The organism is Pseudomonas sp. B28(2017) (genome assembly GCF_002113025.1).
In the GTDB taxonomy this organism is placed as follows: domain Bacteria; phylum Pseudomonadota; class Gammaproteobacteria; order Pseudomonadales; family Pseudomonadaceae; genus Aquipseudomonas.
In genome coordinates, this window is the sequence record NZ_NEJH01000001.1 from 41,061 (window position 1) to 63,105 (window position 22,045).

Here is a 22,045-nt window from a genome sequence, read left to right on the forward strand (position 1 = left end):
TGTCTCCGGGCGGCGTTCCGACGATGGAAGTCAACGATAACGCGGGGCACCAGACAGCCCGTGTCGTCCATGCGTTCTTCGCGAGCAGGCTCGCTCCTACAGGAGGGATGAGCGGGCAATAAAAAGGCGACAGGGTTATCCCTGTCGCCTTTTCCGGAGCAGTCCAAGCGCTTACTGCACTTCCACCGCCAGGCTTTCACTGATCTTTTTCTGCCAGATGGCAGGACCGGTGATGTGTACGGACTCGCCCTTGCTGTCGACCGCAACGGTGACCGGCATGTCCTTGACCTCGAACTCGTAGATCGCTTCCATGCCCAGTTCGGCGAACGCCAGAACCTTGGACTTCTTGATCGCCTGGGCAACCAGGTAAGCGGCGCCGCCGACGGCCATCAGGTACACGGCCTTGCTGTCCTTGATCGCTTCGATCGCGGTCGGGCCGCGCTCGGATTTGCCGATCATGCCCAGCAGGCCAGTCTGCTCGAGGATCTGACGGGTGAACTTGTCCATCCGCGTCGCGGTGGTAGGACCTGCCGGGCCAACCACTTCGTCACCGACCGGATCGACCGGGCCGACGTAGTAGATGAAGCGACCCTTGAGGTCAACCGGCAGGGTTTCGCCCTTGTTCAGCATCTCGACCATGCGCTTGTGCGCGGCATCGCGGCCGGTGAGCATCTTGCCGTTGAGCAGGACGGTTTCACCCGGCTTCCAGCTCTGCACTTCTTCCGGGGTCAGGGTGTCGAGGTTGACGCGACGGGCCGACGGACCGGCTTCCCAGACGATTTCCGGGTAGGCGTCCAGCGGTGGCGCTTCCAGCGAGGCCGGGCCGGAACCGTCGAGCACGAAGTGCGCGTGACGGGTGGCGGCGCAGTTCGGGATCATGCACACCGGCAGGGAGGCGGCGTGGGTCGGGTAGTCCATGATCTTCACGTCGAGCACGGTGGTCAGGCCTCCGAGGCCCTGGGCGCCGATGCCCAACTGGTTGACCTTCTCGAACAGCTCCAGGCGCATTTCTTCAATGCGGTTCTGCGGACCACGGGCCTTGAGCTCGTGAATGTCGATGGACTCCATCAACACTTCCTTGGCCATCACCGCGGCTTTCTCGGCGGTGCCGCCGATGCCGATGCCGAGCATGCCCGGTGGGCACCAGCCGGCACCCATGGTCGGAACGGTCTTCAGGACCCAGTCGACGATAGAGTCGGACGGGTTGAGCATGGCCATCTTCGACTTGTTCTCGGAACCGCCGCCCTTGGCCGCCACGTCCACTTCCACGGTGTTACCCGGAACGATGGAGTAGTGGATAACGGCCGGGGTGTTGTCCTTGGTGTTCTTGCGAGCGCCCGCCGGGTCGGCGAGGATCGAAGCACGCAGGACGTTTTCCGGCAGATTGTAGGCGCGACGCACGCCTTCGTTGATCATGTCGTCCAGGCCCATGGTGGCGCCATCCCAGCGCACGTCCATGCCCACGCGGACAAACACGGTCACGATACCGGTGTCCTGGCAGATCGGGCGGTGGCCGGTGGCGCACATGCGCGAGTTGATCAGGATCTGTGCCATCGAGTCGCGGGCCGCTGGCGACTCTTCGCGCAGGTAGGCCTCGTGCATCGCCTGGATGAAATCCACGGGGTGGTAGTAGGAAATGAACTGCAGGGCGTCGGCAACGCTCTGAATCAGGTCGTCTTGCTTGATCACGGTCATGAGTCGCGCTCCTCTAAAAGACGGGAACATTCAATTAAGGTGCTTGCAGCTTGGGTGCATCGGTCGGTTGCAAGCACCTTTCAAGGCACGCCGGGCATGCTGGCGCGACGCTAAAAAGGCGCGGCAGTATACCGCGCCTCGCGGACCGGCACACGCGCCGACAGTCAATCGTTGGTCGCATAAGCTCCTGCAACCGAGACGACCTTGCCCATGCCGAAAATTGAATGGTCATTTATCGGTCACGCCACTAAAGTGACATATGGTCTGTAGAGTAGGACGCTCTGTCAGTCTCCTTTCATTTGGTGAATCAACGATTGACCCATAACGCCATCCAGCGCCTGTTGCTCAAACGTTTCGCCCTGGCGGCCGGCACCTATGCCCTGGCATTGCTGTTGCTTTGGCTGGCGTTTTTTACCGGTCACTACGACGCGCCGCTTACCAGTGTCGTCATTGGCAGCGTACTGGTAGTGGCCAGCCAGGCCATCCTGTTCGTGGTGTTCTACCGCGGCTACAACCTGCGCTTCGCCGACCCCAGCCTGACCGAGGCGCAAGTGTTGCTGGGGCTGGGCTGGCAAACCTGGCTGATCGCCCATCTGGACGAAGCCCGGGGCGCGTTTCTGGTGTTTTACGTGCTGATCCTGCTGTTCGGCCTGTTCCATCTGTCACGCCGGTCTTTTGTACGATGTGCGTTACTGGTGTTTTTCAGTTTCAGTGCGATCACGTTGTGGGAGGGCTACCACTTCCAGCTGCCTGACCCGGCCATGGCGGTGTTGCAGGTTTGTGTGCTGTTCATCGTACTGGTGTGGCTGGTGCTGTATGCCCGCCATGTCCAGGCCTCGCGACAGCGTATGCGTCAGCGGCGTTTTGCGTTGCAGGCGCACCAGGACACGTTGCGCGGGATGATGCGTCAGCTCGAAGACCTGGTGGCCACCGACGAGCTCACCGGTCTGTTCAATCGCCGGCATTTCCTGCGCCTGGCTTCCCGCGAGTTGAAAGCCATGGACGCGGGTGTCGTGCATGGCCTGGCGTTGATCGACCTTGACCATTTCAAGCGCATCAACGACCTGCACGGCCATGCCGCCGGCGATCAGGTGCTGCAAGCCTTTGCCGGCGTTGCCACCGCGTGCCTGCGCGACGGTGACGTTCTGGCTCGCTATGGCGGCGAAGAGTTCGTGCTGCTGCTGCCCGATTGTGATGCCGACAGTCTGACTTCGTGCTGCGAACGGCTGCGCATCGCATTCACCGATGTCGAGATGATCGGGCTGAATGTGCGCAACCTGAGCCTGTCCGCCGGCATGACCCTGCTGGAACCGGGCGACGACCTCGATGATGCCCTGCAACAGGCCGATCAGGCGCTCTATCGCGCCAAACGTGATGGCCGCAACCGATGCGCGGCAGCGTGGGAGAACGTCGATGCCTGAACTGCGGGTCGGCGAGCGCCACTGGTCGGTGGCGGCGGGCAGCAATCTGCTCGATGCGCTGAATCAGAACGGCGTGCCGGTGCCTTACAGTTGCCGCGCCGGCAGTTGCCATGCATGCCTGGTGCAGTGTGTACAGGGCCTGCCGAGTGACAGCCGGCCGGATGCCCTGAGTGCACAGCAACGTGAGCAGGGCTGGCGGCTGGCGTGCCAGTGCCAGGTGGTCGAGGACTTGCAGGTGCATGCCTTCGACCCGCAGCTCGATGGCCATCCGGCCGAGGTCGCGGCGGTCGATTGGCTGAGCGCCACGGTGCTGCGTTTGCGGGTGATCGCGCAGCGTCCATTGCGCTATGGCGCCGGCCAGCACCTGGTGTTGTGGGCGGGCTGCGTGGCGCGCCCGTATTCTCTCGCCAGCCTGCCGCAGGAAGACCGTTTTCTGGAGTTTCATCTCGATTGCCGCAAGCCCGGGGAATTCAGCGATGCCGCCAGGCAATTGCGCATCGGCGATCCGATCCGTCTGGGGGAACTGCGCGGCGGGGCCTTGCATTACGACCCTGACTGGCACGTCCGGCCGTTGTGGCTGATGGCGGCCGGTACCGGATTGGGGCCGTTGTTTGGCGTATTGCGCGAAGCGCTGCGCCATGATCATCAGGGCGCCATCCGCGTCATTCACCTGGCCCATGATGCCGATGAGCACTACTTGGCCAAACCTCTGCAAGCCATGGCCGCCAGCCGTCCGAACTTGAGTGTCGAACTGTGGACCCCGGCCGAGTTGCCAGCGGCTTTGGCGCAACTGCGGCTTGTTTCGCGGCAAACCCTGGCCTTACTCTGCGGAGCCCCCGACAGTGTCGATGCCTTCGCCCGGCGCCTGTACCTGGCGGGATTGCCGCGCAATCAACTGCTGGCCGATGTGTTCCTGCCCCGTGGTTGAGCGCTGACTTTTCAGACGCGAGACCTGCCATGACCGATGCCATCCAAGTTGAACGCGAACGCGGCCTGTTGACCCTGCGCCTGCATCGCCCGGACAAGAAAAACGCCCTGACCCGCGCCATGTACAGCCACCTGGCCGAAGCGTTGAAACAGGCCGACAGCGACCCCGAGATCAACGCCGTGCTGATCACCGGCTCCGCCGAATGCTTCACCGCTGGCAACGACATCGCCGATTTCATCCAGCAACCGCCGAGCGGCCTCGACAGCCCGGTATTCCAGTTCATGCTCAGCCTGCTTGAATGCCGCAAACCGGTGATCGCTGCCGTGGCTGGAGCGGCGGTGGGCATTGGCACGACGATGTTGCTGCATTGCGATCTGGTCTACGTCAGCCGTGATGCACGCTTGCGCATGCCATTCGTCAATCTCGGGTTGTGTCCGGAATTCGGCTCCAGCCTGCTCCTGCCGCGTTTGCTTGGGCATGCCAAAGCGGCGGAACTGTTGCTGCTCGGTGAGGGTTTCACTGGCGAACAGGCTGCGGCGTGGGGCATTGCGTCCGAGGCGCTGGGCAGTGGCGAAGAGGCCTTGGCCAAGGCGCGGGAGATGGCGCTGCGCTTCGAATCGCTGCCGCTGGAAGCGGTGCGCATCAGCAAGCAATTGATGAAGGCGCCGGATCGCGAGTTGTTGCGCAAGGTGATCGAAGAGGAGGGGGCGTTGTTTACCCAGCGGCTGCGCTCGCCGGAAGCGATGGCGGCGTTGTCGGGGTTCATCAAGCGGCAATGATTTTTTGGTGACAAGGCTGGCCTCTTCGCGAGCCTGCTCGCGATAGCGGTTGTCCAGCCAATACACCTTCAGGATCAGTAAGCAAAAAGCCCCGCCATTCACATGGCGAGGCTTTCGTCTTTCAGCAAGCGGTCACTCAGACCATCGGATCGCCAACGTGCAGGATCTTCATGCCGTTGGTGCCACCGGTGGTGTGGTAGCTGTCGCCCTTGGTCAGGATGACCCAGTCGCCTTTCTCCACGACGCCGCGCTTGACCAGCTCGTCGATCGCCTTCTGGCTGACTTCGTTCGGTGCCAGCGAAGCCGGATCGAACGGGATGGTGTACACGCCGCGGAACATTGCCGCGCGAGCCTGGGCTTCGCGGTGTGGGGTGAACGCGTAGATCGGTACCGAGGAGCGGATACGCGACATGATCAGCGGGGTGTAGCCACTTTCGGTCAGGGCGATGATCGCTTTCACGCCCGGGAAGTGGTTGGCGGTGTACATGGTCGCCAGGGCAATGCTCTCGTCGCAGCGCGTGAATTCCTTGCCGATGCGGTGGCTGGAGGTCTTGCTGGTCGGGTGCTTTTCAGCGCCGACACAGATGCGTGCCATCGCCTGTACGGCTTCCAGCGGGTACAAGCCGGCAGCGGATTCGGCCGAGAGCATCACGGCGTCGGTGTAGTCGAGCACGGCGTTGGCCACGTCGGACACTTCGGCGCGGGTCGGCATCGGGTTCTGGATCATCGACTCCATCATCTGGGTCGCCACGATCACCGCCTTGTTGTGGCGGCGTGCGTGCAGAATGATCTTCTTCTGGATGCCCACCAGCTCGGCGTCGCCGATTTCCACACCCAGGTCACCACGGGCAACCATCACCGCGTCGGACGCCTTGATCAGGCCGTCGAGGGTTTCATCATCGGCCACGGCTTCGGCGCGCTCGATCTTTGCCACCAGCCAGGCAGTGCCGCCGGCTTCGTCGCGCAGTTGACGGGCATATTCCATGTCGGCGGCGTCACGCGGGAAGGATACCGCGAGGTAGTCGACTTGCATTTCCGCGGCGAGCTTGATGTCAGCCTTGTCTTTTTCAGTCAGGGCCGGAGCGGTCAGGCCGCCACCGCGACGGTTGATACCTTTGTGGTCCGACAGCGGGCCGCCAATGGTCACAGTGCAGTTCAGTTCGGTGGCGGTAGCGGTGTCGACACGCATCACCACGCGACCGTCGTCGAGCAGCAGCTCGTCGCCCACGCCGCAGTCCTTGACCAGGTCCGGGTAGTCGATACCGACCACTTGCTGATTGCCTTCGGTCAGAGGATGGCTGGTGGAAAAGGTGAATTGATCACCGATCTTCAGCTCGATCTTCTTGTTGGCAAATTTGGCGATACGGATTTTCGGACCTTGCAGGTCACCCAGCAGGGCGACGAAGCGACCGTGCTTGGCCGCGAGGTCACGCACCAGCTTCGCGCGAGCCTTGTGCTCGTCGGGGGTGCCGTGGGAGAAGTTCAGGCGGGCGACGTCCAGGCCAGCCAGGATCAGCTGTTCGAGAACTTCCGGCGAGTTACTGGCCGGGCCAAGGGTGGCGACGATTTTGGTACGACGGACGGACATGCAAAGACTCCTGAGTTCAAGCGCTGAGTGAGGCTACTATGCTCCGATGGTGTAGTCATTGTTCGTCTGCACTACTTTTTTTGAAGAGCTTGGTTTTTTTGAAGAGCTTGGTTTTTTTGAAGAACTTGGTTAATGCCTTCTTTATTGAACCAGGCAACTTCTCGATTCTACCGCCTGAAGATTTCCGACCATGGGTCGATACAGGGTTCAAGACAGGAGATCCCCCATGCGATTCGTGCCCATTGCCGCCCTTGCCCTCAGCGCTCTCAGCGCCACGGGCTGCACCCGTTGGTCGATGAACCATCATTTGAACAATGCCTACAGTGCCTATGACCGGGGCAATTGCGAGCAAGTGATGCTCGAACTGTCCAAGGTCGAACGCGACAGCCGCGCGCGGCCTTACGTGTGGCCGGAAGTATCGATGATGCGTGGCCAGTGCCTGGAACGGCAGAAGATGTTTATCGACGCGGCCCAGACCTACCAGTTCATTATTGCCGCGTATCCGCAAAGCGAATACGCCTACCGCGCCCACGCCCGCCTGGAAACCTTGCAGAGCCTGGGCCACTACCCGATGCGCAGTGCAGCGGCCGTTAAACCGACGCAGTTCTGATGGCGGTAACCCTCTGATCGCTGGCTCACCGACGGTGGTGAGCTATAGTCGAAGAAACCGGTTCCGGAGCCTTGCCTCTGAACCGGGGCAACACCTGTGACCGGCACAAGCAAGACTCTGCGCTTCAAGGACTGGCGCACCGGAAGCGGGGAGAGCGGGCAAAGACTTATGGGTACCCGTTCCGAAGCAGTAGTGCGGCTCTGCTTAAGAGCCTTGCATAGCGATATTGCACATGTACACCGACCGCCGAATCGAGCGGCATCAACTGCCGTGCTTCCTGAAAGTGTTCAACGGCATCAACGACAAACCCATCGGATTTCTGGGCAACGTCTCTGAAGACGGGCTGATGCTCATCAGCCAGTTGCCGATGATGATCGGTGTGGACTTCAACCTGCGCCTGAAAATTCCCGCCAACGAAGGTGGCCAGCGGATCATCGATCTGCAAGCCTGTTGCCTGTGGTGCCACGAAGACGTGACCCCCCAACATTACGACGCCGGGTTCAGCCTGCAACGGGCACCGCCGGAGTATGGGCAACTGGTGGAGGCGCTGAGGCAGTACTTCAGTTTTCTGCCCTTGCCGGCTTCGGCTTGATCTCACCGGGAAACCGATGGTGAATGATTGCTCAGGCTCAAACTCCAGTTCTTTTCCAGCCCAGGTACCGAGTCACCAACTCTGCCCCCAACTCGGCGGGCCGCACATCCATCACCAGTACTCCATGAGCGTTCAAGCGCTCATGGAGTTCGGCGCGTGCATTCAGGTAGTCCACGGTCCCGCAATAGGCCAGCGCCTCGGGCAAAGTCTGCACAGGTGACTGACGCAGGGTGTCTAGAACGTCTTCGCGCAGGCTCGCGACCAGCACCTGATGCTGCTGGCTCAGGCGGTTGACGGCCGGAAGCAATTCATCGTCGTGCTCATCCCGAAGGTTGGTTACCAGCACCACCAGCGCCCGGCGTTTTTGCCGTGCCAGCAGTTGCGTTACCGCCGCTTGATAGTCGGCGCTGCGTCGAGTGCTGTTCAAGTCATAAACGCTGTTGAGCAGTGTGTTGAGGTGGTTGGTGCCTTTTACCGGCCCAAGGTAGCGCGGCTGTTCGCTGGCAAAGGTACTCAGGCCCACCGCGTCGCCTTGGCGTAGCGCGACGTAGCTGAGCAACAAACAGGCGTTGAGGGCGTGGTCGAAGTGCGACAGCTCATCATCCTGGCTGCGCATATGCCGGCCGCAGTCGAGCATGAAGATGATCTGCTGGTCGCGCTCGTCCTGGTACTCCCGGGCAATCGGTGTGCGCTGGCGGGCGGTGGCTTTCCAGTCGATCTGGCGCAGGCTGTCGCCCTCGCGAAATTCGCGTAATTGATGGAACTCCAGGCCCAGGCCCCGTCGTTGTTTCTGGCGTACGCCAAGCTGGCTGAGCCAGTTATCCACCGCCAGCAATTGCCCTTCATAGAGACGGGCGAAGTCGGGGTAGACGCGGGTGGCGTCGGGCAGCTCGAGCAAGCGTCTGTCCGACCAGAGCCCCAAGGGACTTGGCAGGTTGATTTCACAGCGTTCGAAGCTGAAATGGCCGCGTTTGAGCGGACGCAGGCGATAACCGCACAGGCTGTGCTGGCCGGGTTGCAGCTCGACCGTCAGAGGCAGGTTTTCAAAGCTCAGGCCCGCTGGCACATGGTCGAAGACTTGCACGTTCAGCGGTTGGGCAAAGTCGTGTTCAAGGGTCAGTTGCACCTCGCTCCATCGGCCCAACGCCAGGCTGCCGGGCAACTGGCGCTTCAGCCGGGGCGATGGCAGGCGCTTCACGCGAACAGCATCCAACAGGGACAGGGCCAGCAGCGCCAGGAGCAACCCCCAGTTGATCGCCATGAGATTCGCCGGAACCGTGAACTCCAGTGCTTGCAATGTGCCCGACACAATGCCGCAGGCCAGCAGGATCAGCAGCCAGACGAGCATCAGGCGCGACGGTTTCACAGGCGCGGCGCCGGCACTTGGTCGAGCATCTGCTGGAGTACCTGGTCGACATCCAGGCCCTCGATATCCAGCTCCGGCGCGATGCGCACACGATGACGCAGCACGGCCAGGGCGCAACCCTTGATGTCATCCGGAATCACGAACTCACCACCGCGCAGCAGCGCACGAGCCCGGGCACATCGCACCAGCGCGATGGACGCGCGTGGCCCGGCGCCGAGGATCAAGCCGGGCCAATTGCGGGTGGAGCGGGCCAGGCGCACGGCGTAATCGAGCACCTGATCGTCCAGCGGCAGGTCGCTGGCGATACGTTGCAGGGCCAGTACATCCTTGGCCTGCAATAACGTGCGCATCGGTTGAACATCGAGCATGTCGGCCCGGGTCGAGCGGCTGACCTGACGAACCATGTTCAGCTCTTGCTCGGCGTCGGGATAATCCATGCGCACCTTGAGCATGAAACGGTCAAGTTCGGCCTCCGGCAACGGGTAAGTGCCTTCCTGTTCGATCGGGTTCTGCGTGGCGAGCACCATGAACGGTTGTGCAATCGGCAATGGACGCCCTTCGAGGGTGACTTGCCGTTCCTGCATGGCTTCGAGCAGCGCCGCCTGGGTTTTCGCCGGGGCGCGGTTGATTTCGTCGGCCAACAACAGGTTGGTGAACAGCGGGCCTTTGCGCAGTTTGAATTGCTCGGTCTGCAAGTCGTACACCGCGTGGCCGGTGACGTCGCTGGGCATCAGGTCCGGGGTGAACTGGATGCGCGCAAACTCGCCGCCGAAACAGCGGGCGAGGGCGCGCACCAGCAGGGTCTTGCCCAAACCCGGTACGCCTTCGAGCAGCACATGACCGCCCGCGATCAGCGCGGTCAGGACGTCGTCGATCACGCTGTCCTGGCCGATCAAGGCTTTTTGCAGTTCATTGCGTACGGCCTGCGCCAGGTGGCTGGCACGCTGACGTTGTTGAGCGGCATGGCTCGGTACGTCGGGCTCGATCGGTTGACTCATAGGGCATTCCTCAAGGATTGCAGGTGTGCGACCTGACGGCTGAATTCAACGCTGGAAAGCCGTTGCTGCGGTCGCGGGCTCATGGCCTGGCTGATAGCGCGTGTGGGTTGGCCGGTCAGGCGTGCGAGCACCAGCCACTGTTCGGCAACACCGAGCTTTTCAAAGCCGGGATGGCGACGCCGCACGCGCCGCAGGATGTCTTGCTGCAAGGCCTGCAGCAGGCCGGCCTGACCATTGCGGCGCAACAGGAAATCGGCACTGGCGCGCAGGTGCTCCTGCAGTTGCCGGCGTGCTTTCGGCGCCGGTTCCTGCAGTGGTCCCTGCCGCACGCCAAAGTGCCAGAAACCCAGGCCGATCAAGGCGAGCAGTGCAACCAGTGCCTGGGGAAAATAACGCAGCAGCAAGGTCGGCAGGCTGTCGTGATCGGTGTTGAAGATCAGTGTCACGTGGGTGTCGGCGGTCAGGTACCAGAGCAGCCAGGCATTGTCGTACTGGCCGATGGCCGAGGTTTTCCACAAGTCGGCATCGGTGACCACGATGATCGAGCCGAGCCCGTGATCGAGCTGCATCATGTGCGTGGCCTTGGCGCTGTTGGCCCAGGCCAGGGCGAGGTTTTTCGGGTCTTCGAGATGGAACGCCGTATCGAAACCGGCATAGGCCGGGGCTTCTTCGCCTTCCAGGTAAAGCTTGGTCAGTTGCGGGTACGGATCTTCGCCGACGTTGGGTGGCGGTGCCTTGAGGTCCTTGCTCAGGAGCTGGTGAACTTGCACCCGATCGAGCAGCAGGTCGTTGCTGTGGCCGAGTTTTTCATCCCACAGCGACTCAGCGACGAACAGAAGCCGCCCACCGGCCCGGGTCCAGTTCATCACTTGGTCGACCAGCCGTGGGCTCATATTGTAGCGGTCACCGAGCAGCAGCAGGCTGTGTTGATGCGGGTCGAGGCTGCGCAGGATGTCGAGGCCATTGGCGTGGTCGACGCTCAGGCCTTGCTTGCGCAGGAAGAGCTCCGCCGCCAGATAAGGGTTGGCCTTGGCTTCGGGGGAGGGACCGTGGTCGATTTCGCTCTGGTAGGGGATTGCCTTGAGGTACAGATAAACACTCAACGCAGCCACCAACACGGCGATCAATGCCCCGGCTATCGCCCCCCGGCGCCGACTCAACGGACAGCCTCCGAGCCGAACAGGATACGCCAGCCGTTACACAGTTCCTGCTGCACTTGGGCGGGTGGCAGACGATGACCGTAGGCCATGTTTTGCCAGTGCCCGGTGAGATCTTTGCTGTACGCCAGCAGGGCCGGTCGCTGTAACAGCTCAACGCGCCGAAGTACCTGGCCTTCGGTGTCGGCGGCCTTGAGTGCGATGTTGAAATCATGCAACAGGCGGCTGAGCAGGGCGCGATAAAGCAAGCCGAGGGCTTCGCGCGGATGGGTCTGCCAGAGACTTTCAGCGCTGGTGGCGATGTCGGTGGGCAGGGACTCGGGCTTGAGGTCCAGGCCGAATGCCTGCTGCGGTAACGGTCGCGTGTTTTTTATGTCGAGGGGCGGTCGACGGCTGACAAATGCTTGCAACCAGTCGCGATAGCGCCAGATCAACAGGCCGAGGGCTCCGATGACGGTGCCCCACAGCACGATTTCAATCAGGCTCGCCAATACCCCGAAGCGCTGCCCCTCAAGCAGCTTCAGCAGGGTCTTCAACCATTGCGGTGTCTTGCCGTCGTCCCGGGCTTCAGCGCTTGGCTGGTCTTCGCCAAAGCGGTAGCGCGTCACTGTTTCCCGGTTCTTGAAGGGCGGCTGTTCGAGGATCATCTTGATGCTGTCCCTGGAGGCTCGACTGGTCAGGGGCTGGTCCAGCAAGCGTGGGCTGTCGGGTGACATGGCCGGTTCGGCGGCCCACACGCTGTGTGTGGTTGGCATCAGCAATATCACGGCGATCAACAGGGCAGCGCCTGCGCTGGTGAGGCGCTGGCGCATGCGGCGAAACACCAGTTCGATATCCCAGGCCTCCAGCACGGTGCGCCGGTTCAGGTAAAGGCTGAAACCGCAGGCGACATGGATCGGTTCCCAGACCACCAGCACCAGTGCATAAAAGGCGTTGGTCAGATGTTCCAGCCAACGCCAGTCCTGGCTGGCCGCAGAGATCAGCGACTGCCAGCTCCAGTCGAGCGCGACCTGTTGTGGCAGCAAAAGATAGAACAACACCATCAAGCCGATCCACAACGCGCCTTCCAGGTGCGCGCCGATGATCGTCAGCCAGCGCGCGGCGCCGGTGTCTCGCTGCAACAGCACCTGTAGACGCTGTTGCCGTTGCGGACCTTTGAGGCCTTCGAGTTGCACCACCGGCATCACGAAACTGCGATGCAGACTCAGGCGTCGCCAGGTCAGGCTGGCCAGCAATTGCGGTTTGAGCAGGCGTGGCCATTGGTGCAGGGCCTGCTTGAGCGTGGGCGTTTCACCGAACATGGCTTTGGACAGAATGTACAAGGGCAGGCGTTCGTACGCCGGCTTCAGCCACCAGAAAATGAACACGGCGAGAGAGGGGGAATCCCAGAATCCCCAACTGAGCAGCGCGAAAACGGGAAAGGTGACCATGGCCCAACTGGTCATCAACAGGCGTCGGTGGCGCTGGCTCAGGAGCACGCCGAGGTCCATGGCTTCCCAGGTCGAGCGCGGGCGAATCACCACCGTGGCGTCACTCAGGTGCATGGCGGCGACGTCCGGCAAACACGAGATAAGCCACCACCAGCAACCAGAGTGCTGCGCCCACCAGGTACTTGGTCTGGTACGACGGGCCAGTCATGGATGACCAGTAGGCTTCGATAAACGCCGCAATCAACAGGAACAGCATGACCCCACAGATCAGCAACACACTCTTGCGCGCGGCCAATCGCAAGGCCTCGGCGCGTGGCAGGCGCCCCGGGGCGACTAACGCCCAGCCCAGCTTCAGGCCGGCGGCACCGGCCAGGGCGATGGCGCTGAGTTCGAAGGCGCCATGGCCGATCACGAATGACCAGAAAGTTTGCCCATAGCCGACGTAGGTCAGGTGCCCGGCCACCGCACCGATCATCAGGCCGTTGAAGATCAGGAAAAACACACTGCCCAGACCCCATAGCAAACCACTGGCGAAGGTCTGAAAGGCGATGCCGATGTTGTGCATGATGTAGTAGCCGAACATCGCCCAGTCCTCGCTGGCGGCTCGCTCCACCGTGCGCCCGAGGTGACCGGCTACGGGGTCGTACATGCTTTGCATCTCGCTGACCTGCTCGGCGGGGATCAGGTTGTAGACCAGGTCCGGGTACTGGTACACCAGCAGCGCAAAACCGGCCAGGCTGGCAAAGAACATCAGGCTGGCGGCGAGGACGAAACGCCACTGTTCGCGCACCAGTCGCGGAAAGTCGGCGAGGATGAATGCCAGCACGTTGGCGCCCGGACGGCTGCGGTGACGGTAGAGTTGTTGGTGCCCGCGCAGTACTTGTTGCTGCAAGGAATCGATCAGAAAACTGCTGTAACCCCGCTCCCTGGCCAGTGCCAGGTGTTGGCAGAGACGTCGGTAGTCCCTCGGGAAATTGCCGGCGCCGGTGGCTTGCCTGTCGTGCTCCAACTGCTCGAGCAGATGAGCGAACCGTTCCCATTCGGCCTTGTGCCGGTTTTCAAAAAGGCTTTGCTTCATGTCGGCCCCAACAAGCCGCGTGCGATGCCGTTGAGCTCGGTCACCGCCTGCGGGGCCGGGACTTGCAACGGTTGGGCGAGGATCGCAGCCAGCTCATCGGCCCGCGCCCGGGAGAGTTCGCCTTGGCGCTCGGCAAACCCGAGAATGGCCCGTTGCTCGGTGAGTGTCAGGGTAAAGGCCGGGCGGCGGGGCTGGGCTTCAGGGAGTTCGGGGCGGGTGTGCGATTGTTCGCGGTAAATCACCAGGGTACCGGCGGCGATATCGCCGAGGCGCTTGAAGTGGGGGTGTTGCAGGCAACTGATGGCCCCGAGGAAGTAACCGAACGGCAACAGGTCGACAGCGCGCAGCAGGTTGCGCAGCAGCGAAGCGGACCAGCCGACCGGGGTGCCATCGTCATGCACCACCCGTAGTCCCATCCATTGCTTGCCCGGCGAGCGGCCGTGATTCAGCACCTCGAACAACACCATGTACCACCAGCTCGCCACGAACAGCAGGATCGAGCCGAGTCCGGCCCCCAGTTTGCCGAGCATCGCCAGTGCAATGAACAGCACGCCCAGGACCAGGCCGCGCAAACCAAGGTCGATGGCAAACGCCAGTGCACGGACCATCAACCCGGCCGGGCGCAGTGGCAGGTCGACGCCCTCCGGCGTTTCGACCTGGTACCGCGTATCCAGCGGCGGTGACAGCGGCGCATTCCCAGGCAGTGCTGTGGTCTCGAGCATGGGCAACCTGATGATGTGGCCTGGATCGGGATTGTGTATCCATTCGATGCTAGCAGCCTATACGGGAGGGGCGGGGGGAAACGACATAACTGTGTATTGCATGGCGAGTCGCACAAGGTGCTTGAATGACAAGACTACTGGCCGGGGCGGGAGGTGAACGCCTAGACTTTGCCGATCTTCTGTTCAGGAATCGCCCGTGACCTCCATCTTCTGGTACGACTACGAAACCACTGGCATCAATCCCCGTTGTGACCGTCCGTTGCAAATGGCCGGCCTGCGCACTGACTTCGATCTCAATGAAATCGACGAGCCGGTCAATCTTTACTGCCAGCCCAGTGACGACATCCTGCCGCATCCGGCTGCCTGCACGATCACGGGAATCACCCCCGGGCAACTGCAGGCGCAAGGCTTGAGCGAAGCCGACTTCATGACCCGAGTGCATGCCCAGCTTGCGGCGCCCGGTACCTGTGGCGCGGGGTATAACACTTTGCGTTTCGACGACGAAATGACCCGCTACAGCCTGTACCGAAACTTTTTCGACCCTTACGCGCGGGAGTGGCAGGGCGGCAACAGCCGCTGGGACCTGATTGATGTGGTGCGCGCCGCCTATGCCTTGCGCCCCGACGGCATCGTCTGGCCGACGGACGACGAGGGGCGGGTCACGCTCAAGCTTGAACGCCTGACCGCTGCCAACGGCATCGATCATGGCAATGCCCACGAAGCGCTGTCGGACGTTCGCGCGACGATCGCCCTGGCACGCCTGATACGGGAAAAACAGCCAAAGCTGTACGACTGGCTGTTTCAGTTGCGCAGCAAGCAAAAAGTCATGGACCTGGTACGACTGCTGCAACCAATGGTGCATGTTTCCGGGCGTTTTTCTGCCGCGCGCAATTATGTGGGTGTGGTGTTGCCGCTGGCCTGGCACCCGCGCAACAAGAACGCCCTGATTGTCTGTGACCTGCACCTCGATCCTCAGGGCCTGCTCGATCTGGATGCTGAAAGTTTGCGCCAGCGCTTGTATACCCGCCGCGACGAACTGGCCGAAGACGAGTTACCGGTGCCGTTGAAACTGATTCACATCAACAAGTGCCCGGTGGTGGCGCCGTTGTCGGTACTTCGCCAGGAAGATCAGCAACGTCTGGGGCTGGATATGACGCTTTATCAGCAGAGGGTGTTGCAGCTCAATGACGCCCGGAAAGTTTGGCTGGATAAAATTCTGGCGATTTATGCTCGCGAAGATTTTTCCCCGAGCCAGGATCCTGAGCAACAGTTATACGATGGATTTATCGGTGATCGGGATCGACGCTTGTGTGAACAAGTCAGAACCGTTGACCCGATACAATTGGCACAAGAGCAGTGGCCTTTCGATGACGAACGTTTGCCGGAATTGCTGTTTCGATATCGCGCACGCAACTTTCCCGACACGTTGAATTCCGAGGAGCAAGAACGCTGGCGAACATTCTGTCAGAAACGTTTGTCAGATCCCGAGTGGGGGGCGCCAAATACCCTTGAAGTTTTTGTAGAGGCCGCGGCCCAGTTGAGTGTTAGTGCTACTCCGTTTCAGCAGGGTGTGCTCTGTGAGTGGCAGGATTATGTCCAGGGACTACGCCAGCGTTTGAGTCTTTGAATTCGAACATGCCAGGGCTAAAACACCACGCATAAAAAACGCCAGCATTTGCTGGCGTTATTTTTTGTCACGGATCCGTCTGCGACAAGCTCTGAGGCTTAGCCCAGCAGGGTAGCCCAGCCTTCCACCACGTCACCGCCCCACTTGGCTTTCCACTCTTTCAGAGTCTTGTGGTTGCCACCTTTGGTTTCGATGACTTCACCGTTGTGCGGGTTTTTGTATTGTTTAACTTTGCGAGCACGCTTGGTGCCGGTAGTTTTCACTGCACCGCCGCGTGGTGCCTTGGTTTTGGATTCCGGATCCAGCAGCGCGATGATGTCACGCAGGGACTTGGAGTATTCACCCATCAGGGTGCGCAGTTTGCCTTCGAATTCCAGCTCGGTTTGCAGTTTGTCGTCTTGGGACAGGTTCTTCAAACGGGCTTGCAGCTCTTTGATAGCTTCTTCGGTGGCGCGATATTCGTTGATCAAGGACATGTGGACTACCTTATGTTGTGCGCTGGATGGCAGGTGACAGTGCGGCAATAATAGTCACGGTGTTTCATCAAGTAAACATTTAAGCCAGCTTTATTTAATTTAACTGCTGTGTCTTTGGCGTGCATTGGTAATGCTGTTATTAGTATGGTCAAGGTCTGTCAGATATACATAAATTAACATTTGACCAGCACCGCTAGAGCATCCAGGCGAACCGGCACTGGCGCTGTCCACCCTCCGCACCGACCTTCCGGCAGGGTGAAACGTCAACAATACTGCAGTTTTGCTGCGCAATCGCTAGAATGGCGGCCTTTGCGAAGTTCTGGAGTTTCCCCCTCATGCGCACTTTTCGTCTGGTGATTTCTTGCCCGGACCGTGTTGGCATCGTTGCCAAAGTCAGTAACTTTCTGGCATCACACAACGGCTGGATCACTGAAGCGAGCCATCACTCGGACAATCTCAGTGGCTGGTTCTTCATGCGTCACGAAATCCGTGCCGACTCCCTGCCATTTGGTATCGAAGCGTTTCGCGAAGCCTTTGCCCCGATCGCCGAAGAGTTCTCGATGGACTGGCGCATCACCGATACCGAACAGAAGAAACGCGTGGTGCTGATGGCCAGCCGCGAGTCGCACTGCCTGGCCGACTTGCTGCACCGCTGGCACAGCGATGAACTGGACTGCGAAATTTCCTGTGTGATTTCCAACCATGATGACCTTCGCAGCATGGTGGAGTGGCACGGCATTCCGTACTACCACGTACCGGTCAACCCGCAGGACAAGCAACCGGCCTTCGCCGAGGTTTCGCGCCTGGTCAAGCAGCACGATGCCGAAGTGGTGGTGCTTGCCCGTTACATGCAAATCCTGCCGCCGGAGTTGTGCAGCGAATACGCGCACAAGGTCATCAACATTCACCACAGCTTCCTGCCGTCGTTCGTCGGTGCCAAGCCGTACCACCAGGCCTCCCTGCGTGGCGTGAAACTGATCGGCGCGACCTGCCACTATGTGACCGAAGAGCTGGATGCCGGCCCGATCATCGAGCAGGACGTGGTGCGTGTCAGCCACAGCGACAGCATCGAAGACATGGTACGTTTCGGCCGTGATGTCGAGAAAATGGTGCTGGCCCGTGGCTTGCGTTATCACCTGGAAGACCGGGTGCTGGTACACGGCAACAAAACCGTCGTCTTCTGACAGACCTGCGGCACAGTTGAAATTCGAAGGGCCTGGGCGTTCAATCGCTTCAGGCCCTTCGCCGTTTCTGCACCGAGGACAAAACCATGGCCGATCCACTGGACAAAGCCACATCCAAGGCTCCCGCCACGCTGGGCGAGGGCTGCCTGAGCCGCTACGACCCGGATGACATGGGGCCTGAAACCGGTACGGAATTCCCTGACGCCGCGCAGTTGTGGGAACAGTTGCAGCAAGAGCCCGAGGACAAACCCAAGCTTGCCTGAGCTTCATCAATTTCTTCAGCAGCGGCCTGCCCGGAATCAGCAACAACGCCAGCCCGCGACTCACGCGGCACGGCCCGGTCGGTCGTTTTGCAGTACCAGCCACTGGGCCTTGGTCATCGGAACCCTTCCGTTGTCGAGCAGGCGTTCCAGGGTTTGTAGCCAGTATCGGCGTGAGAATTCATGGCGCATGTCCACCGGGTGCAGGCCCAGGCGAATCACCGGGGCCTGCTGCCAGCGTTGCTCGTGGCGGTCGCTGACGAGCTTCGATACGCCCCGGCGCCAGGCACTGCGCGCACTCCAGACCAGCCCGGGTGCCTCGATCGCGGTGAAATCCGGCAATCGGTATAGATGCTGCGAGTCGCTGGTGTAACTCAACGGCAATTGGCGCAATGCCTGGCGAGTGCCTTGGCTCATCAGCCAGGCAGGGGCGACGAACCCTTCCAGCGTCCAGTCATGTCGGTGGAACATCTCGATGCCCGAACGCAGGCGAGCGAGGGCGGCTTCTGGTGACAAACTGTAAAACTCGCCTTCGTGGGTGTAGACCCGACGCATGAACCAGTCGCGGGGATTGCGGATCATCGGCCCGTCATCACAGTGGAAGTAGCCATGCAGTGCCAGTTCGTCGCCGCGGGCAACCCTGGCGCTGAGCTGGCGGCGAAATTGTGGATGGGCGTCCAGATCGTTGTGTTTGTGGAAATCCGGTACCACCAGCCATGTGATCGGTACGCCACCCAACGCGTCGACGGCTTTGACGAACGGCTGGTAATCGGCCCAGGTTGGCGGTGCCACATCGTGCAGTACCAGTAGCAAACCGGGTCTGTTCATAGGCTCAACCATTGGCTGTCAACGGCCATTGGCTGCCAAGCACGGCGTGGTAGTGGCGCAGCAAGCTGTTGACCACCGTGTCCCAGGCGTAATGCCGTTCGACATGCAATCGTGCCTGTTTGCCCAGCGTTGTGTTGCCCGACTCGAACAATTCTCGAACGGCGGCGGCCATCGCGGCAGGATTGTTCGGTGTGCAGAGGCGGCCGCAGTCTTCGGTGACGATTTCCTCGAAAGCCCCGGCTGCCACGGCCACCACGGGAATGCCGCTGGCCATGGCCTCCAGAATGACCAGACCGAAGGTTTCCTGATCGCCGGCGTGCAGCAATGCGTCGGCGCTGGCCATCAGCCGAGCCACTTGCGCCGCGGGGCGGAAATCCTCGATCACCGTCACGTTGGATGGCACGGCCGTGGGCATCGATGAGCCCACCAGCAGCAGGTGATAGCGTCGGCCCAGGCGTTCCATGCAGTCGAGCAGCACCGACAGGTTTTTTTCCTTGGAGCCACGCCCGGCGAAGATCAGCAACCGGGTGTTTTCGTCCAGGCCCAACCCGGCCCGCAGCCCGGGGTCCCTGGCTTGGGGATTGAAGGTTTGCAGGTCGACACCGAGCGGCTGCACGAAGACATTCCTGACCCCAAGCCCGGTAAGTTTGTCGGCCATGACCCGGCTGGGCGCCAGGACCCGGTCGAAGTTGCCGTAGAGCTTGCTGACATAGGCCTCGACGTTGTTGGTCACCCAGTTGCCCATGCGGTTGCGGACCAGTAGCGGCAGGTCCGAGTGATAAAAGCCGATGACCGGCACATCGAGTTGGCGCCGCGCATCCAGCGCCGCCCACGCGGTGAGATAGGGGTCGCCGACTTCGATCAGATCGGGTTGCAAGTCTTGCAGGACATTGCGCCAGGGCGCGAGACGCAGAGGGAAGCGATAGCCCTTGCCGAAGGGCAGGGCAGGGGCAGGAACGGTGAAGATGCCATCCTGCTCACTCAAGGAGGGTCCAGGGATCAGCAAGCTGTGGCGAATGCCGGGCTTGATGCCCAGGCGACGGTGCTTTGCATCCAGATAAGTGCGCACGCCACCACTGGCTGGAGCATAGAACATGGTGATGTCAGCGATATGCACGATGGACGGTCCTCCGGTCCCGGTACTCCCTTGGTTGACCTTTATGAAGAATAGATGTTCGGTTGGGGTTGTGCGGGTGGGGGGAGTCAGCGGGGTTTTGCAGTGTTTGGCAGGCCGCTATCGCGAGCAGGCTCGCTCCCACAGGTTCAGTGACAACTTTGTGGGAGCGAGCCGGCTCCGGGCGGCGTTCCGACGAAGGGGCCAGTTCAGGCGCTAGATACGGAAACTGCCTACCAACTGCTTCAGCCGCGCCGCCTGCTGCTCAAGGTCCGAGCACGCACGCAAGGTCGATTGCAGGTTTTCCACACCTTCCTGGTTCAGCGTGTTGATCTCGGTGATGTCGACGTTGATCGACTCCACCACGGCGGTCTGTTCTTCGGTCGCGGTGGCCACCGACTGGTTCATGCCGTCGATTTCACCGATACGCAGCGTCACGCTGTTCAGGCGTTCACCCGCGAGGTTGGCGATTTCCACGCTGTCCTGGCTATGGCGCTGACTGTCGCTCATGGTGCTGACCGATTCCCGGGCGCCGACTTGCAGCTCCTCGATCATGGTTTGTACCTGTTGCGCCGATTCCTGCGTGCGGTGTGCCAGGTTGCGCACCTCGTCCGCCACCACGGCAAAACCACGACCGGCTTCACCGGCGCGCGCCGCTTCGATTGCAGCGTTGAGCGCCAGCAGGTTGGTCTGTTGGGAAATGCTGGTGATCACTTCCAGAATCTGCCCGATGTTCACCGTTTTGCTGTTCAACGATTCGATATTGGTGCTGGAAGCGCTGAGCATGCTCGACAGCTGATTCATCGCGACAATGCTGCGATTCACCACTTGCTGGCCGTCTTCGGCCAGGCTGCGGGCATCGCTGGCCTGGCTCGACGCTTGAGCCGCGTTGCGCGCGATTTCCTGGGCGGCGGCGCCGAGCTGGTTGATGGCGGCGGCGACGCTGCTGGTGCGCGAGGCTTGCTGGTCGGAGTTGAACATCGACGAGTTGGAGGCCGCGACCACGCGTAATGCCACTTCGTTGACTTGCCCGGTGGCCGAAGACACTTCGCGGATCGAACCGTGGATACGCTCCACGAAACGGTTGAACGCAGTGCCGAGGCTGCCGAACTCATCATTGTTCACGATGGTCAGGCGCTTGGTCAGGTCGCCTTCGCCGTCGGCGATGTCGGCCATGGCCCGGGTCATGACGTGCAACGGCTGAATCAGGATGCGAATCAGCATGCCGAGCAGGGCGATGATGATAGCCACGGCAATGACGGTCGCAACGACCGCGGAGGTGCGGAATTTGCTGAGCATCGAGAAGGCTTTGTCCTTGTCCACCGACAGGCCGATGTACCAGTTGACCGACGACAGGCCCTTGATCGGGGTGAAGGTCACGATGCGGGTTTTGCCGTCGACCTGGATTTCACTCATGTCGCTGCTGATCGCGGGCGTATCTTGCGGGTAGACATCCTTGAGCGTCTTCATCGCCAGCGCTTTGTCGGGATGTACCAGGATCTTGCCATCGGCACTGACCAGGAAGGCGTAGCCCATGCCATCGAAATCCAGCGCATTGAGGCTGTCGGTGATCACCTGCAGACTCAGGTCGCCACCGACGACACCGATGTTCTGTCCATCCTTGATCACGCTATTGACGATGGAAAGCACCAGTTGGCCGGAGGCCAGGTCCACATAGGGTTCAGTCAACGCCGAACCGCTGGTGCCTTGGGCGCTCTTGTACCAAGGGCGCGCACGAGGGTCATAGCCGTCGGGCATCTTGCTGTCCGGGCGAATGATGAAAGAACCGTCCTTGCTGCCCAGGTAGGCACCCATGAAGGTCGAGGTCACGGCTTTTTGCACAAGCAGACTGGATACGTTGCCCGCCTCGGGATTGAGTGCGACGGTTTGTGCCAGGTTTTCTATCAACAGGCGGCGCCCGTTCAACCAGGTCTGGATGTTGTTGGCAGTGACGCTGCCCATTTCCTGCAGGTAATTGTCCAGGTCCTCACGAATGGCGTTGCGCTGCAAATAGTCGTTGTACAGCGTGAATGAGGCGAAGGCGGCAATAACGATGAGGGTGGCGGCAAGCAGGATTTTATGACTGAAACGCAGATTTTTGTTCATGGCTTGGGGGTCCGCTAAGGTCTTAATGTCCAGCGCGTGCTTTTATAAAGGGACGCACAACGGGCAAGGTTGAAAGCAAGTGAATT

At 61.0% G+C, this 22,045-nt stretch carries 20 protein-coding genes; 8 read left to right on the forward strand and 12 right to left on the reverse strand.

Annotated features, from left to right (window positions below):
* Positions 1-171: 171 nt before the first annotated feature.
* On the reverse strand, positions 172-1,695 hold the full coding sequence (locus CAF65_RS00190) for a fumarate hydratase (RefSeq protein WP_085714470.1): 1,524 nt from the start codon (positions 1,693-1,695) through the stop codon (positions 172-174).
* A gap of 314 nt (positions 1,696-2,009) precedes the next feature.
* Between CAF65_RS00190 and CAF65_RS00195 the strand changes: the two genes are divergently transcribed.
* The 3 genes from CAF65_RS00195 to CAF65_RS00205 are packed head-to-tail and all read left to right on the forward strand — an operon-like array spanning position 2,010 to position 4,823.
* Positions 2,010-3,116: a diguanylate cyclase gene (locus CAF65_RS00195; protein WP_085714471.1), complete on the forward strand. Its 1,107-nt coding sequence runs from the start codon at positions 2,010-2,012 to the stop codon at positions 3,114-3,116.
* Complete coding sequence (locus tag CAF65_RS00200; RefSeq protein ID WP_085714472.1) at positions 3,109-4,044, forward strand: iron-sulfur-binding ferredoxin reductase; 936 nt, start codon at positions 3,109-3,111, stop codon at positions 4,042-4,044. The genes CAF65_RS00195 and CAF65_RS00200 overlap by 8 nt, the downstream gene beginning before the upstream one ends.
* Before the next feature lie 29 nt (positions 4,045-4,073).
* Positions 4,074-4,823, forward strand: a complete 750-nt coding sequence (locus tag CAF65_RS00205; RefSeq protein ID WP_085714473.1) for an enoyl-CoA hydratase-related protein — start codon at positions 4,074-4,076, stop codon at positions 4,821-4,823.
* Between the two features lie 136 nt (positions 4,824-4,959).
* On the opposite strand, the gene pyk is transcribed toward CAF65_RS00205, so the two are convergent.
* Positions 4,960-6,411: a pyruvate kinase gene (pyk, locus tag CAF65_RS00210; RefSeq protein WP_056852693.1), complete on the reverse strand. Its 1,452-nt coding sequence runs from the start codon at positions 6,409-6,411 to the stop codon at positions 4,960-4,962.
* 226 nt (positions 6,412-6,637) lie between these two features.
* On the opposite strand from pyk, the gene CAF65_RS00215 reads away from it, so the two are divergent.
* Together CAF65_RS00215 and CAF65_RS00220 are read left to right on the forward strand one after the other, a co-directional pair.
* Entirely contained in the window at positions 6,638-7,021 is a 384-nt protein-coding gene (locus CAF65_RS00215; RefSeq protein ID WP_085714474.1) for a tol-pal system YbgF family protein, read from the forward strand.
* 232 nt (positions 7,022-7,253) lie between these two features.
* Positions 7,254-7,613: a PilZ domain-containing protein gene (locus tag CAF65_RS00220; protein WP_085714475.1), complete on the forward strand. Its 360-nt coding sequence runs from the start codon at positions 7,254-7,256 to the stop codon at positions 7,611-7,613.
* 37 nt (positions 7,614-7,650) lie between these two features.
* Here CAF65_RS00220 and CAF65_RS00225 read toward each other — a convergent pair whose 3' ends face one another.
* From CAF65_RS00225 to CAF65_RS00250, 6 genes are read right to left on the reverse strand one after another with little or no spacing between them, the layout of a single operon-like run.
* Entirely contained in the window at positions 7,651-8,979 is a 1,329-nt protein-coding gene (locus CAF65_RS00225) for a DUF58 domain-containing protein (protein ID WP_085714476.1), read from the reverse strand.
* Entirely contained in the window at positions 8,976-9,977 is a 1,002-nt protein-coding gene (locus CAF65_RS00230) for a MoxR family ATPase (RefSeq protein ID WP_085714477.1), read from the reverse strand. Before CAF65_RS00230 ends, CAF65_RS00225 begins: the two co-directional genes overlap by 4 nt.
* On the reverse strand, positions 9,974-11,137 hold the full coding sequence (locus tag CAF65_RS00235; protein ID WP_085714478.1) for a DUF4350 domain-containing protein: 1,164 nt from the start codon (positions 11,135-11,137) through the stop codon (positions 9,974-9,976). The genes CAF65_RS00230 and CAF65_RS00235 overlap by 4 nt, the downstream gene beginning before the upstream one ends.
* Positions 11,134-12,678, reverse strand: coding sequence for a DUF4129 domain-containing protein (locus CAF65_RS00240; RefSeq protein WP_085714479.1), 1,545 nt, complete (start codon positions 12,676-12,678; stop codon positions 11,134-11,136). Before CAF65_RS00240 ends, CAF65_RS00235 begins: the two co-directional genes overlap by 4 nt.
* Positions 12,665-13,642 (reverse strand): stage II sporulation protein M, encoded by a 978-nt coding sequence (locus CAF65_RS00245; protein ID WP_085714480.1) that lies wholly within the window; start codon positions 13,640-13,642, stop codon positions 12,665-12,667. The genes CAF65_RS00240 and CAF65_RS00245 overlap by 14 nt, the downstream gene beginning before the upstream one ends.
* A complete protein-coding gene (locus CAF65_RS00250; RefSeq protein WP_085714481.1) occupies positions 13,639-14,364 on the reverse strand; it encodes an RDD family protein in 726 nt (241 codons plus the stop codon). Before CAF65_RS00250 ends, CAF65_RS00245 begins: the two co-directional genes overlap by 4 nt.
* A 196-nt stretch (positions 14,365-14,560) precedes the next feature.
* On the opposite strand from CAF65_RS00250, the gene sbcB reads away from it, so the two are divergent.
* Positions 14,561-15,991: an exodeoxyribonuclease I gene (gene sbcB, locus CAF65_RS00255; RefSeq protein ID WP_085714482.1), complete on the forward strand. Its 1,431-nt coding sequence runs from the start codon at positions 14,561-14,563 to the stop codon at positions 15,989-15,991.
* Between the two features lie 98 nt (positions 15,992-16,089).
* On the opposite strand, the gene mvaT is transcribed toward sbcB, so the two are convergent.
* Positions 16,090-16,467 carry a histone-like nucleoid-structuring protein MvaT gene (gene mvaT / locus CAF65_RS00260; protein WP_007933316.1) on the reverse strand — a complete coding sequence of 126 codons (378 nt, stop codon included), beginning with the start codon at positions 16,465-16,467 and terminating at the stop codon, positions 16,090-16,092.
* 335 nt (positions 16,468-16,802) lie between these two features.
* Between mvaT and purU the strand changes: the two genes are divergently transcribed.
* Together purU and CAF65_RS28425 are read left to right on the forward strand one after the other, a co-directional pair.
* Complete coding sequence (gene purU, locus CAF65_RS00265) at positions 16,803-17,651, forward strand: formyltetrahydrofolate deformylase (RefSeq protein WP_007993692.1); 849 nt, start codon at positions 16,803-16,805, stop codon at positions 17,649-17,651.
* 86 nt (positions 17,652-17,737) lie between these two features.
* Positions 17,738-17,914 carry a hypothetical protein gene (locus CAF65_RS28425; RefSeq protein WP_178076647.1) on the forward strand — a complete coding sequence of 59 codons (177 nt, stop codon included), beginning with the start codon at positions 17,738-17,740 and terminating at the stop codon, positions 17,912-17,914.
* Positions 17,915-17,974: 60 nt separating this feature from the next.
* Here the strand turns inward: CAF65_RS28425 and CAF65_RS00270 are convergent, their stop codons facing one another.
* The 3 genes from CAF65_RS00270 to CAF65_RS00280 form a co-directional block, all read right to left on the reverse strand.
* A complete protein-coding gene (locus tag CAF65_RS00270) occupies positions 17,975-18,751 on the reverse strand; it encodes a DUF2334 domain-containing protein (protein ID WP_085714483.1) in 777 nt (258 codons plus the stop codon).
* Positions 18,744-19,856: a glycosyltransferase family 1 protein gene (locus CAF65_RS00275; protein ID WP_085714484.1), complete on the reverse strand. Its 1,113-nt coding sequence runs from the start codon at positions 19,854-19,856 to the stop codon at positions 18,744-18,746. The genes CAF65_RS00270 and CAF65_RS00275 overlap by 8 nt, the downstream gene beginning before the upstream one ends.
* A 213-nt stretch (positions 19,857-20,069) precedes the next feature.
* The gene (locus CAF65_RS00280) at positions 20,070-21,959 is read right to left on the reverse strand and encodes a methyl-accepting chemotaxis protein (RefSeq protein ID WP_085714485.1); all 1,890 of its coding nucleotides are present in this window, start codon (positions 21,957-21,959) and stop codon (positions 20,070-20,072) included.
* Positions 21,960-22,045: the final 86 nt, after the last annotated feature.

Bases quoted from the DNA above. Each gene is read 5' to 3' on its own strand.
- CAF65_RS00190 (WP_085714470.1), bottom strand. From the start codon at position 1,695: ATGACCGTGATCAAGCAAGACGACCTGATTCAGAGCGTTGCCGACGCC.
- CAF65_RS00200 (WP_085714472.1), top strand. From the start codon at position 3,109: ATGCCTGAACTGCGGGTCGGCGAGCGCCACTGGTCGGTGGCGGCGGGC.
- CAF65_RS00205 (WP_085714473.1), top strand. From the start codon at position 4,074: ATGACCGATGCCATCCAAGTTGAACGCGAACGCGGCCTGTTGACCCTG.
- pyk (WP_056852693.1), bottom strand. From the start codon at position 6,411: ATGTCCGTCCGTCGTACCAAAATCGTCGCCACCCTTGGCCCGGCCAGT.
- CAF65_RS00215 (WP_085714474.1), top strand. From the start codon at position 6,638: ATGCGATTCGTGCCCATTGCCGCCCTTGCCCTCAGCGCTCTCAGCGCC.
- CAF65_RS00220 (WP_085714475.1), top strand. From the start codon at position 7,254: ATGTACACCGACCGCCGAATCGAGCGGCATCAACTGCCGTGCTTCCTG.
- CAF65_RS00230 (WP_085714477.1), bottom strand. From the start codon at position 9,977: ATGAGTCAACCGATCGAGCCCGACGTACCGAGCCATGCCGCTCAACAA.
- CAF65_RS00240 (WP_085714479.1), bottom strand. From the start codon at position 12,678: ATGCACCTGAGTGACGCCACGGTGGTGATTCGCCCGCGCTCGACCTGG.
- CAF65_RS00245 (WP_085714480.1), bottom strand. From the start codon at position 13,642: ATGAAGCAAAGCCTTTTTGAAAACCGGCACAAGGCCGAATGGGAACGG.
- CAF65_RS00250 (WP_085714481.1), bottom strand. From the start codon at position 14,364: ATGCTCGAGACCACAGCACTGCCTGGGAATGCGCCGCTGTCACCGCCG.
- mvaT (WP_007933316.1), bottom strand. From the start codon at position 16,467: ATGTCCTTGATCAACGAATATCGCGCCACCGAAGAAGCTATCAAAGAG.
- purU (WP_007993692.1), top strand. From the start codon at position 16,803: ATGCGCACTTTTCGTCTGGTGATTTCTTGCCCGGACCGTGTTGGCATC.
- CAF65_RS28425 (WP_178076647.1), top strand. From the start codon at position 17,738: ATGGCCGATCCACTGGACAAAGCCACATCCAAGGCTCCCGCCACGCTG.
- CAF65_RS00270 (WP_085714483.1), bottom strand. From the start codon at position 18,751: ATGGTTGAGCCTATGAACAGACCCGGTTTGCTACTGGTACTGCACGAT.
- CAF65_RS00280 (WP_085714485.1), bottom strand. From the start codon at position 21,959: ATGAACAAAAATCTGCGTTTCAGTCATAAAATCCTGCTTGCCGCCACC.